The sequence below is a fragment of the Arthrobacter sp. TmtSoilC48 genome (assembly GCF_059739425.1).
In genome coordinates this window covers 4,465,398-4,476,883 of sequence record NZ_AP046049.1, presented here as the reverse complement: position 1 = coordinate 4,476,883, position 11,486 = coordinate 4,465,398, and the positions used below count along the sequence as shown (strand labels likewise).

Below are 11,486 nucleotides of genomic sequence, written 5' to 3'. Positions count from 1 at the left end.
TGGCTAGTACCAATACCGGCGCCCAGCCAAGATGGGGCGATTGAGCGCGCCGAGAATAAGCAGTATGAGGCCGATGGCCAGCACAATCCAGCCGATGGTGACGAGGATGCCGATATTGAGTAGCCAGCCGACGATCAGCAGAACAAGTCCCAGGATGATCATTTCTTTCCTTTCGCGTTGTCGAACAAACTAGTCGTAAACTAAGCGCCCTTACTAAATCAAGATTACCCGCACCGGAAGGAAATGGGGATGCTGCTAAACCTGGCCGTGCCAACGAATCGCCATGACTTGCCGGAAAACATGAACGGGGCAAGGCTCAGAACCAATGCACGCTGTGTTCATAGATGAAGAAAGGCCCCGCATCCCTCATAAGCAAAGGGAAACAGGGCCTTTCTACGTGGCGGTGACGGTGGGATTTGAACCCACGTTGGCTTTTACACCAAACAACATTTCGAGTGTTGCACCTTCGGCCGCTCGGACACGTCACCAACTGAAATAGGGTACCGGAGTTGGGGCCCGTTCCCCAAAACGAGCCCGAAGCGAGCGCTCGGACACGGGCCCGGGAAACGCCGGGAAGTGAACTCAACTTCCGCGCACCCCAACCCAGCGATAGATTCATAAGCATCATGACTATCTCGCACGAACAAGAACACGAGGCCCAGGCATACTGGGTCACTGAGTCGGGACACGGTGAGTTGCGCCCGGAAGCCCTATCAACTCCGGGTCCCGAAGAAGCCCTCATCAGGACCCTGTACTCGGGCGTCAGCCGCGGCACGGAGCGCGTGGTGCATGAAGGGCGCGTTCCGGAGCGCGTTGCTGATCTGATGCACGCCCCACATCAGGAGGGCGACTTCCCAGGGCCGGTCAAGTACGGCTACCTGTCCGTCGGCGTCGTAGAACAAGGCCCGGACAACTGGACCGGCAAAACCGTCTTCAGCCTGCACCCGCACCAGGATTTTTACGTAGTCCCCACGAGCCAGCTCACAGCCATCCCGGACGAGGTGCCTGCCCGCCGTGCCGTGCTTACGGGCATCGTGGAAGTGGCCATCAATGCCCTTTGGGAAGCCGGGCCGAAGCTGGGAGACCGTGTCGCCGTCGTCGGGGGTGGCCTGGTGGGCGGTGTCCTGGCGACCATCCTCCGGAAGTATCCGCTGGGCCGTCTGCAACTCGTGGATGCAGATGCGGACAAGAGAAATCTCGCCGAAAAACTCAACATTGACTTCGCGCTCCCGGACGAGGCAGAGAACGATTGCGACATCGTTTTCCACTGTTCCGCATCCAATGAGGGTCTCAAACTGAGCCTTCAACTGGCCGGCGATGATTCCGAGGTGATCGAGCTGTCGTGGTTCGCAGACAAGGAAGTCACCCTGCCGCTGGGCGAGGATTTCCACGCGCGCAGGCTCACCATCCGCTCCAGCCAGGTTGGGGCAGTGGCGCTGCCCAGAAGGCACAGGAGAACCAACGCCCAGCGCCTCCAACTCGCGGCGGCAACCCTGAAAGATCCGCTGTTCGATGCATTCCTCAGCAGCGAGTGTCAATTTCAGAATCTGCCCACCACCCTCGTTAAGTTGTTTGAAAAGCCCGGCGGCTTTTGCCACGTGGTCGCCTATCCAAAGCCGGAGGAATAAGACATGTTCAGCCTGACCGTCCGACGCCACTTCATGATTGCCCACAGCCTTCCCCGCGAAGCGTTCGGCCCAGCGCAGGGCCTCCACGGTGCTACGTTCGTCGCCGAGGTGACCTTCCGCCGCCCCGATCTCAACGAGGACGCGATCGTCCTGGATATCGGTGCTGCAGGCGGCATTCTCGAGGAAATTCTTGACGACCTGAACTACAAGAACCTCGACGAACACCCCGCGTTCAAGGGCAAGTTGTCCACCACGGAGGCGTTGGCCAAGCACATCGCCGACGCAGTTGCCGCACGCATCACGGACACCCCGGATGGACCAGCCCTCAACGGCATCGACGTCCTCCTTCGCGAGAATCCGGATGCGTGGGCAGGATATTCACTGGAGCTCCCGGCCAAGTAATGCACATCCGCTTCCTGGTGCCGGGAAACGTCCGGCACGGCTCCGGCGGGAACAAGTACAACGCCAAGCTCGCCGAGCAACTGACAGCCCTGGGCGTCGGGATAGAGACAGTCATCGTCGACGGCGATTGGCCGGTTGGGAGCGCGGCGGACCGGCAGCGGTTTGCCGGAATGCTCGACGGCGGCACCACAGTGATTGCCGATGGCTTGGTCGCCAGTGGGGCGCCGGATGAAGTGGCGGGCGCGGTGAGCGCCGGAACCAAGGTGTGGATCCTGTCCCACATGGCGCTCGCAGACCACCCGGACCATGAAGCCAGGGCCATGACCGCAGCCACGGGAGTGATCTGCCCGAGCGCCCATGCTGCTGCCGCACTGGAAAAAAGGCATGGCCTCAAAAACGTGGTGGTTGCCCATCCCGGAGTTGAAGCGGCTGAAACAGCAACGGGTTCGAAACCCCCTCACATCATCGCCCTCGCCGCGTTGCTGCCCAACAAGAGCGAAACAGAACTGGTGGAAGCACTCGCCACGCTAATGGACCTCCCATGGACGGCCGCCCTGATCGGCACAGACCAGCCGGACCCGGCGTACGCGGCAGAGGTGAGGGCCGCCGTCGAACGTTACAAACTCCAAAACCGCATCATGATGACTGGGGAGTTAACCGGCAAACCGTTGGAGGACCAATGGAGCACAGCCGATCTCAGCATCCTCATCTCGAAGTCCGAGTCGTTCGGGCTGGTAGTGACGGAGTCCCTGGCCCATGGCGTTCCGGTTGTTGTCCGGCAGGGGACCGGTGCTGTGGAAGCCCTCGGGAACACGGGAGCGGGGATGGCGGTTGACCTCACACAGCCCAACAACCTTGCCAGCACCCTCCGGAGATGGCTCACCGACCAAGAGCTCCAACAGCGCTGGCGCACGGCAGCACTCCAGGCGCGGTCCAACCTCCCCGGGTGGGACACCACAGCAGCAACCGTTCTGAAAGCCCTCGGCAGCGGCGAGGGTGCAGAATAGGGCCATGACGCCCAAAGTCCAGACCATACCTGCTGCAACAACCCTCACCCCGGAGCGTCTCCGGGCCTGGGCCTGGCACAAACAAGGACTCGACGGGTCACTCGCAGGAAAGACATCCGAGGAAGTCCTGGACAACGCCGGCTGGGCACGCTCCGTGGGCGGCGCCAATCCGTACCTGACACTGTTTGCGCGGGCCGGGATCAGCCGCGAACAGGTGGACCGCGACGTCAAAGAACTGCGGATCCACGAACTGCCCACTGCCCGCGCCTGCACCTACGTCCTGGGCCAGGCCGACTTTGCCTGGGGCCTGCAGGTAGGCCGGGACGCCGCCATCGCCCCGTTCAAAGTGCTGGCCAGGATGGGTGTCGAACGCGGCGAGATCACGTTGTTGGAAGACGAGATTGAGCATGCCCTCAAAGAATCCAGTGATCCCCTGGACCCCAGACAGCTGAAGGACCAACTGGGCGATTCCGTCCGGAGCCTCGGGGAGGAAGGCAAGAAGAAGGGCGCCGCCACCACGCTGCCCACGGCCCTGGGCCTGCTCCAAGCCGACGGCCGCATTCGCCGGGTCCCCATCAACGGCCGCCTCGACCAGCAGCGCTACGCCTACACGAGCTGGGGCCTGCCGCCCAGCAAAATCGACGACGACGCCGCCCGCCGCCTCCTGCTCGAACGGTACTTGCGCTGGACTGGCGGAGCGACCCTCAAGCAGAGCCAGTGGTTCACCGCGTTCACCGTAGCCCAGACCAAAGCGGCGCTCGCGGGCGTCGGGGCAGTAGAAGTGCCCACGGCAAACGGTGACGTGCTGTGGATGCTGCCGGACGACGTCGAACGCTTGGCCAACTTCCAAGAGCCCGGAGAGGAACAGATCCAGTTGCTTGCAGGCACGGATTCACTGGTCCTCCACAGGCGGAATTCGGCTGACATGTTCGCTGAGGAGGACAAAGGAAAGAAGGTCCTGGACACCACCCTTGCGCTTCAGGCCGACCTCCCGGATCACCCGATTCTGGACCGGGGCAGGATCATCGGCCTGTGGCAGTACGATCCCGGCAAGGAACGCATCGCGGCCTGGACCTTCGCCAAGCCCACTGCCGCAGTCAGTAAGCGGATCGCCGAAGTTGAAGCATGGATCCGCGAGGAACTTGGCGATTTCAGGTCGTTCAGCCTGGACTCACCAGCGTCCCGCCAGTTGCGGATCGACGCCCTCAACGAGGCCGCTGGCCTGTAACGCGCTCAGCCCGAAGAGGCATTCAGCCCGAACCGTACGGCCGGGTGATTGCTTCGAGGAAGTGCCCGTCAGGGTCGCAGAAGTAGATCCCGCGGCCGCCGTCGTTGTGGTTGATCTGTTGCGCACGGGAGCGTGCGGGGTCTGCCCAATAGGGAATGTGTTCGGCGGTGATCCGCAGGAAGATCGAATCGAACTCCTGCTCGCTGACCAGGAAGGCATAGTGCTGCGGCGCGATGGTTCCCGGGGCTTCGAGGAAGTCCAGCGTGACGCCGTTCTCCAGGGAAACAGTGACAAAGGACCACATCGGCTGTGGGGTGGGAAGCCCAAGGATGCGGGCCAGAAACGCAGCGGACGCGTGCTTGTCCTTGGCGTAGACGATGGTGTGGTTGAAAGCGATTGTCATGATTGGCTCCTCAACATAGAGCTCAAGCGGGCGATCGGTGCTCCGCCGTCGGTACGCGGTGCGTAGCGAAGAAGTCCCGAAGGAGCGTTGCGCATTCTTCCTCACGCACGCCTGCGTAGACCTCCACCCAATGGTTGAGCCGGCGCTCGCGGAGGATATCGAACACGGAACCTGCGGCCCCGGCTTTCTCATCCCACGCGCCAAACACGACGCGGGGAATCCGTGCCAGCACAATTGCCCCGGCGCACATTGCACACGGTTCGAGGGTTACCACCAAGGTGCAGTCCTCCAGGCGCCATCCATCGCCCCCTTCGCCCAATTCGAGGGCGTGGCGTTGCAGGGCAGCCGCGGCTTCACGGATGGCGACGATCTCTGCGTGGGCGGTTGGGTCCCCGTGCGCTTCCCGTTCGTTGCGTCCGGAACCCAGCACACCGCCGTCGGGTCCTAAGACAACCGCGCCGATCGGCACGTCGTCCGTCTCCAGCGCCAGCCGGGCTTCGTCCAGGGCGAGGCCCATCCAAGCCATGTGTTCTGCGTGATACGGCTCGTTGGCGCTCATATCTCAATGATAGTTTTGGACGATGCGCACACTCGTCGTGGACCACCCGCTGGTCGCTCACAAGCTCACCGTTCTGCGGGATAAGAACACCCCTTCACCGGTCTTCCGGCAGCTCACTGAAGAACTCGTCACCCTTCTGGCCTATGAGGCCACCCGGGAGGTCAAGACACAGCCAGTCGAGATCGAGACCCCTGTCACGAAGACCATTGGCACGGCGTTCACCAAGCCGACTCCGCTGGTGGTTCCCATCCTGCGCGCAGGCCTGGGCATGCTGGAAGGCATGACCAAGCTGGTTCCCACCGCCGAGGTCGGCTTTCTGGGCATGGCCCGCGACGAAGAAACATTGGACATCATCACCTACGCTGAGCGCCTCCCCGAGAACCTCAACGGACGTCAGATCTTCGTGCTGGACCCCATGCTTGCCACCGGCGGCACCCTGCGCGAAGCCATCAAGTTCCTTTTCAAGCGCGGCGCCTCGGACGTTACCTGCATCTGCCTGCTGGCCGCTCCGGAAGGCCTCGCCAAGTTGGAGGAGGAGCTACAGGACGCCAACGTGAAGGTAGTCCTCGCTTCGATTGACGAGAAGCTCAACGATAAGTCGTACATCGTTCCGGGCTTGGGCGACGCCGGCGACCGCCTCTACGGCGTGGCTGGCTGATCCGCACGCCCCTACCGCTTTCCGGCGTGCCCGGTTAGCCTGTGGCGCATGGACTGGAAACTTGAACTGGTGTTTGTCCCTGTGTCCGACGTGGATCGCGCGAAGGACTTCTACGTCAACAAAGTTGGTTTCAACGCCGATTTCGATGAGCGTCCCATGGACGGCATCCGCTTTGTGCAGTTGACCCCGCCGGGTTCGGCTTGTTCCATCGCCATCGGCGAAGGGCTCAGCGATGCCCCTCCGGGAACAGCGCCATCCCTGCAAATGGTGGTGAGCGATATCAACAAAGCGCACGAGCACCTCAAGGCCAATGGCGTCGAGGTCAGCGATATCGATGTCCAGGACTGGGGACACTTCGTCCACTTTGCGGACCCGGACGGCAATAAGTGGGCTGTGCAGTACATTCCGCACCGGCCCAACGGCTAGGTCACAGTTCGACGCCACCCCTGCATGGTGCGGCAGGATGGAGCCATGAGCCATCCTGCCGAACCAACCTTGCCTTCCGCACAAGCCGAACGATCGCCAACCCTGACCGTCCGTGCTGTCCTGTTCGACATGGACGGAACACTGGTTGATTCCACAGCGATCGTCGAGCAGGTGTGGCTGGAATTCGCAGAACGATACGGCCTGGATTACAACGAGATCCTGCGGACGTCCCACGGCGTGCAAGCAGGCGATACTGTGCGCCGTTATGCTCCAGCAGGAGCCGATCTTGAAGCCTTGACTGCCGAGCTCGGCCAGATGGAACGAACGCGGACCGACGGCGTGATTGCCCTGCCTGGCGCCGAAGCCCTGCTCGCTGCCTTGCCGGACGACGCCATTGCGCTCGTCACATCCGCTGACCGCATCCTTGCCGATATCCGGATGAAGGCCGCCGGCCTTTCCATGCCATCTACTGCGGTCACCGCCGAGGGCGTTACGCGCGGCAAGCCGCACCCGGAGGGGTACCTCAAAGCCGCAGCGTTGCTGGGCGCGGAACCAGCCGACGTCGTGGTTTTTGAGGACGCCCCGGCAGGTATCGCAGCCGCCCGGGCCGCCGGGATGCGAACCGTGGTGGTCGGCGACGCCGGTGGCGAGCTTGAGCCGGGCATGTGGCGTATCCCGGACTACTCCGCAGTCACCGTCGCTGCTGTGAAGGACGACGACGGCGGTCACCTCATCAGCTTCACGCTTTAGTCGTTCGCCTCCGCTGTTCCAACCGGTGAAGCGGGAGTAGGCTGTGCGCATGTCTGCGTTGCCGGAGGCGTACGGTGCTGCACTGGAGCGGGCCATGGCGCACGCTACGGATTGGCTTGCCTCGGTGCCCGGCCGTTCTGTCCGGCCCACATCCGACGCCGACCAAGTCGCCTCGAGCCTTCTTTCGAGCCTTCCCGATGAAGCAACGGACGCGGCTGACGTAGTAGATGAGCTTGCCGCATTGGCTGAGCCCGGGTTGATGGCAATCCAGTCCGGACGCTTCTACGGCTGGGTCATGGGCGGGACGTTGCCCGCTGCCATGGCCGCAGATTGGCTTGTCTCGGCATGGGACCAAAACGCCGGGCTCAGGTTTGCGACTCCAGCCGCCGCCGCGATCGAAGAATCCGCAGCGGCCTGGCTCCTGGAGTTATTGGATCTTCCGCGAGGATCCGACGTCGGATTCACCACTGGCGCTACCACCGCCAACTTCGCGGGGCTGGCTGCCGGGCGGCAATACCTGATGGATGAAGCCGGGTGGGACCTCGCGGACCTGGGCCTGACCGGGGCGCCGCGGATCACCACGTTCGCAGGCCGCGAACGGCACGCCGCCGTGGACCTCGCCCTGCGGTACCTGGGGCTGGGAGCCTGCGTTCCCGTGGACACTGACGATCAAGGCAGGATCCTGCCGGAGGCGCTCGCGGATGCCATGGATGAACAACCAGGACCTTCCCTCGTATGCCTGCAGGCCGGCAATCTGCATTCCGGAGCGTTCGATCCGATGTCCGAAGCTATTGCGGTAGCCCATGACCGCGAGGCCTGGGTGCATGTGGATGGCGCATTTGGATTGTGGGCTGCGGTCAGCCCACAACTGCGGGGGCGGCTGGCCGGAGTAGAGGCCGCCGATTCGTGGGCCACCGATGCCCACAAAACATTGAACGTCCCGTACGACTGTGGCTTGGCCATCGTCTCCCGGCCGGAAGCGCTGAGACGCGCCTTCAGCGTCCACACGAGCTACCTCATTGCAACGGAGACCGGACTGGGCGATCCGTTCGACAAAGTTCCGGAACTGTCCCGTAGGGCCCGGGGCATCCCGGTATGGGCTGCCCTCCGGCAGTTGGGCCGATCCGGAGTCATTGCCATGGTGGACAGGCTGGCAGCAAATGCCCGCGCGTTGGCGGAAGGCCTCGCTGGTATCCCGGGCGTGGAAATTCTCAACGATGTAGTTTTCACGCAAGTCTCGGTCGTCTTCGGCAGTGATGACCGCACACGCCGGGTTACTCAACGGCTCATGGCCGAAGGCATTGTGTGGATGTCCGGTTCCTCGTGGCGCGGACGCGATATCCTCCGGATTTCGGTAAGCAACTGGTCCACGGACGCAGGTGACGTAGCTGCCTCCATAGCAGCCGTTCGAGGTGCGGCAGAGGCCGAACCGGAAGCATAGAGGCGTCCTGTTACAAGGCCGAGCGTGCCTTTTCCAGGTATGCCATCAGCCCGCCCAACTGCTCAGCGGTCCACGGCAGTCCCGCGCTGATGGCCTGGCTGTTTTCCTGCCAGGTTGCACGTGCTGCGGCTTTGGTGTCCTCACTGGAGTGGAACATGGAACCTATGCCGTCCCATGAGTGCACCCATTCCTGGACCGAGGGGTCCGTGACGGGCCTCTCGGCTTGGACGTGCGCCAGTCCTTCTTCCACGAGGGCAGCCCACTTCTGCTTGGCGGCTTCGACTTTTTCTGCGCCGAGTTCTTCCCGCTTGTCCGCGAGTTGCTGGCGTTGTTCGGCTGTGAAGTTGTTTTCGAGCACGGTAATCATCTCCAACGTTGACATGAATTGTTCAGGGGTGGGCATGGCGTGTCCGTCCATGCGTGACAACAGCTCGCCCAAACGGTTTTGGAGCGCTTGGAGTTGCCGGGCGTGCTCCTGCACATGAACCAGCTGCTGTTGGAGGAGGCCCCGAAGGGACTCCAGATCATCCTCGGGAGCTTGCAGCGCCTTGCCGATGGCCGCGAGCGGAAGCCCCAGCATCTGAAGCGATCTGATCCGGTACAGCCGGCGCAGGTCACCCTCCGAATACCTGCGATGACCGGACGATGTCCTTTGGCTTGCGGATAGCAGCCCGATCTCGTCGTAGTGGTGGAGCGTCCGCACGCTGACACCACACGCTGTGGCCAGCTCACCGATGCTCCACGGCCCGGATCCTGTTGTTCCCGTCATGGGCACAACGCTAAGTCCTGACGCAACGTCAGGTGCAAGTGGGTGTGAAGATATTCGGTGTTGGATGGCTTGGAACGTCGGTTTGTTCCTTATTTCTTGACGAGTTGCACCACAGTGAACCCGCCCGGCGCAACCACAACCCGGCCGGAGTGGTCTTGCCCCGTGGAGTTGACAGGAGTACCGAGGGGCTTCCCGGAAGCATCATAGGCCTGCTGTTTGAGGGTGAAGCCTTGAGGCAACTCCACTTTCCGAGTGATGGCCTCCCGGGCAGCGCTGACATACAACGTGGAGTCACCGCCCGGTCCTGTCACCGAAACCGTGGAGATCAGCGGCTGGACGAGGAGTGCGTCAATCGATGTGGCGCCGTTGGTCTTGGCCACGACTTTGCTGGCTCGCGCCGGGAGGCTCTGTTCGAGGGTGAGCGGGGACAACTTGCCTACAGTCTCGGTGATGCCCTGGGCCCCAACGCCACCGTTGGCCGTCGCGCCAAGTTGGACCTTGTCAGCCGTCCAGATGGTGGTCCCGGACGGGGTAGTGCTTTGGTTGACGATCGGGTAAACGTTCCGTTCTTGATCGTCCGCCGGCACTTGGATGCTCAAAGACGCTCCGGGTTCAAGAGCCACGTAGGCACCTCCGGAATAGTTGGCTTCCCCTGTCCATGCAGATGCGGGCTTGACCACTGAGCCGGGGCCCTCGATGCTCCCCGATTCGGCCTCGACGATGCTGAGTCCGTGAGTCCTGACCGTTTTGTTGATGCCCAAAGCCTCTGCCTTCAACGCTGGATTAGCGTCGAGGGTCAGCATGGTGAGCAGCGCATGGATAGTGGATTCGGCACCTGAATTCGGGTTGACGCGTCCGTCACGTTCGATGCCGTCGACGGCGGTGCCCGTCGCTGGATTGTAGGCAGGGGAGTTGCTGCGGTTGGCTCCAAAGAACCAGCCGGCGGTCACGGCTGCAACGTCCAGGAGACCGGGAGCGTTGCCCGCCTTGGCTGTTGCTACCAGGCTTTGGACGCGGGAATCCACCCCGTAGGCAATCTGGGCCTCGCCCGGCGTTGGGCTCCAAGCGTTATCAGGTCCGCCCGCCGCCAACAACTGCGGCGTGAACTGGGCCGAATCCTTGACTGCGGCAGCCAAAAGGTCCTCGCGGTGGAGCACCGTTGAGGCAGTCGCTACGGCGGCTGGTGCCATTCCACCCCAAGCGTGCCAGAGTGTTTGGGACTTGTCCCACGGCATGATGGCGCCGAACGGCCAACGATCCACGGAACCGGAGGACATCTCAGCGATGCCTTCGCTGAAACGGGTCAGGGCCGTTCTGGCCACGCTGTCCTCGGGCTCGGCCTGCGAGTAGACCGAGAGTCCAAGAACGGCTTCTGCCGACGCATCGGCTCCCCCAGCAATCAGCCATGCCGGGACCTTGGTGCCGTCAGCCGTATCGTAGTTGCCGTACTTGCCCAAGGATTGCTTGTTCAAGGACTCAAGTGCCAGGTGCAGACGACCCTGCAGGAAGTCCGCGAAGTCCGGATCGGCCGATTCGAAGGCCGCATATCCTTCGCCGAGGGCCCACACGGTTCGGGCGAGCCAGTAGGATTCAGCTGAATCGGACGGGTCGGGCAATTCAACGGGCGAGGCACTGGGCGTCAGTGTGCCGTCTGTCTGCTGCCACAGCACCACGTTGCCCGCATTGGGGCCGGTGGCGGTCTGCAGGTACGTCAAAGAGCGCAGAGTTTGGAATGCGTGTTCGCGGCTGGCGGTGTCTCCGGTCTGCTGCCAGTGCCGCAAGTAGACGACGGCGGTGCGGGCAATGTCGTCCGCGTTGTAAGCGCCTTGGGTCCAGTGCCCCGTGGCGGGGTCGATCGAACCGCCACCGACGCGCCGATAACTGCCATCCGCGTTCCTGTCTGCATACGTCCACGGGGCCTGTGCCGTCGGTTGGGTGTCCAGGCCGTACGTGGTGTGCCCTTCCACAGGTTTCAGCGGGACCGTATCCAGCAGGAAATCGAGATGCGCCAGATTCGTGAGTGGCGTGGATATCGGGGCCGTGGGCGTTGCCACGGCCAGCGGGTCTGCCGCAGCGGGTCCGGTGCCCGCTCCCACCATGAGCAGTGACAGAGCTGCAGCGACAGCCGCGGGCTTGGAAAACGGCTTCGAACGAACAGTTGTGCAGGTCATGCTTCTCCTGGTGGTGTGGGGATGGAACGCAGGTGGCCAAGGCT

13 protein-coding genes and 1 tRNA gene are annotated in these 11,486 nt (G+C 62.8%); 8 read left to right on the top strand and 6 right to left on the bottom strand.

All coding sequences use genetic code 11. The features are described 5' to 3' along the window. Positions 1-3: 3 nt before the first annotated feature. Together AC6I97_RS20545 and AC6I97_RS20540 are read right to left on the bottom strand one after the other, a co-directional pair. Positions 4-162, bottom strand: a complete 159-nt coding sequence (locus AC6I97_RS20545) for a hypothetical protein (RefSeq protein ID WP_224094353.1) — start codon at positions 160-162, stop codon at positions 4-6. Positions 163-398: 236 nt separating this feature from the next. Continuing rightward, positions 399-488: transfer RNA gene (locus AC6I97_RS20540), tRNA-Ser, on the bottom strand. A 138-nt stretch (positions 489-626) separates the two neighbouring features. Here AC6I97_RS20540 and AC6I97_RS20535 point away from each other — a divergent pair. The 4 genes from AC6I97_RS20535 to AC6I97_RS20520 are packed head-to-tail and all read left to right on the top strand — an operon-like array spanning position 627 to position 4,265. Beyond that, complete coding sequence (locus AC6I97_RS20535) at positions 627-1,628, top strand: zinc-dependent alcohol dehydrogenase (protein WP_497946506.1); 1,002 nt, start codon at positions 627-629, stop codon at positions 1,626-1,628. Positions 1,629-1,631: 3 nt separating this feature from the next. Then, a complete protein-coding gene (locus tag AC6I97_RS20530; protein ID WP_224094356.1) occupies positions 1,632-2,030 on the top strand; it encodes a 6-pyruvoyl trahydropterin synthase family protein in 399 nt (132 codons plus the stop codon). Next, entirely contained in the window at positions 2,030-3,037 is a 1,008-nt protein-coding gene (locus AC6I97_RS20525; RefSeq protein WP_497946502.1) for a glycosyltransferase family 4 protein, read from the top strand. The genes AC6I97_RS20530 and AC6I97_RS20525 overlap by 1 nt, the downstream gene beginning before the upstream one ends. Before the next feature lie 4 nt (positions 3,038-3,041). Then, positions 3,042-4,265 carry a DNA glycosylase AlkZ-like family protein gene (locus AC6I97_RS20520; protein WP_497946499.1) on the top strand — a complete coding sequence of 408 codons (1,224 nt, stop codon included), beginning with the start codon at positions 3,042-3,044 and terminating at the stop codon, positions 4,263-4,265. Positions 4,266-4,287: 22 nt separating this feature from the next. Here the strand turns inward: AC6I97_RS20520 and AC6I97_RS20515 are convergent, their stop codons facing one another. Continuing rightward, on the bottom strand, positions 4,288-4,668 hold the full coding sequence (locus AC6I97_RS20515) for a VOC family protein (protein WP_309931793.1): 381 nt from the start codon (positions 4,666-4,668) through the stop codon (positions 4,288-4,290). Between the two features lie 22 nt (positions 4,669-4,690). After that, a complete protein-coding gene (locus AC6I97_RS20510) occupies positions 4,691-5,227 on the bottom strand; it encodes a nucleoside deaminase (protein WP_497946494.1) in 537 nt (178 codons plus the stop codon). 22 nt (positions 5,228-5,249) lie between these two features. Between AC6I97_RS20510 and upp the strand changes: the two genes are divergently transcribed. From upp to AC6I97_RS20490, 4 genes are read left to right on the top strand one after another with little or no spacing between them, the layout of a single operon-like run. Then, the gene (gene upp / locus AC6I97_RS20505; protein ID WP_497946492.1) at positions 5,250-5,885 is read left to right on the top strand and encodes a uracil phosphoribosyltransferase; all 636 of its coding nucleotides are present in this window, start codon (positions 5,250-5,252) and stop codon (positions 5,883-5,885) included. A gap of 48 nt (positions 5,886-5,933) precedes the next feature. Continuing rightward, on the top strand, positions 5,934-6,311 hold the full coding sequence (locus AC6I97_RS20500; protein ID WP_224094365.1) for a VOC family protein: 378 nt from the start codon (positions 5,934-5,936) through the stop codon (positions 6,309-6,311). 45 nt (positions 6,312-6,356) lie between these two features. After that, positions 6,357-7,061 carry an HAD-IA family hydrolase gene (locus tag AC6I97_RS20495; protein ID WP_497946488.1) on the top strand — a complete coding sequence of 235 codons (705 nt, stop codon included), beginning with the start codon at positions 6,357-6,359 and terminating at the stop codon, positions 7,059-7,061. Between the two features lie 49 nt (positions 7,062-7,110). Further along, on the top strand, positions 7,111-8,502 hold the full coding sequence (locus AC6I97_RS20490) for a pyridoxal phosphate-dependent decarboxylase family protein (protein ID WP_497946486.1): 1,392 nt from the start codon (positions 7,111-7,113) through the stop codon (positions 8,500-8,502). 10 nt (positions 8,503-8,512) lie between these two features. Here AC6I97_RS20490 and AC6I97_RS20485 read toward each other — a convergent pair whose 3' ends face one another. Further along, positions 8,513-9,271: a MerR family transcriptional regulator gene (locus AC6I97_RS20485; protein ID WP_497946484.1), complete on the bottom strand. Its 759-nt coding sequence runs from the start codon at positions 9,269-9,271 to the stop codon at positions 8,513-8,515. 89 nt (positions 9,272-9,360) lie between these two features. Further along, entirely contained in the window at positions 9,361-11,442 is a 2,082-nt protein-coding gene (locus AC6I97_RS20480; protein ID WP_497946482.1) for a hypothetical protein, read from the bottom strand. Positions 11,443-11,486 lie beyond the last annotated feature (44 nt).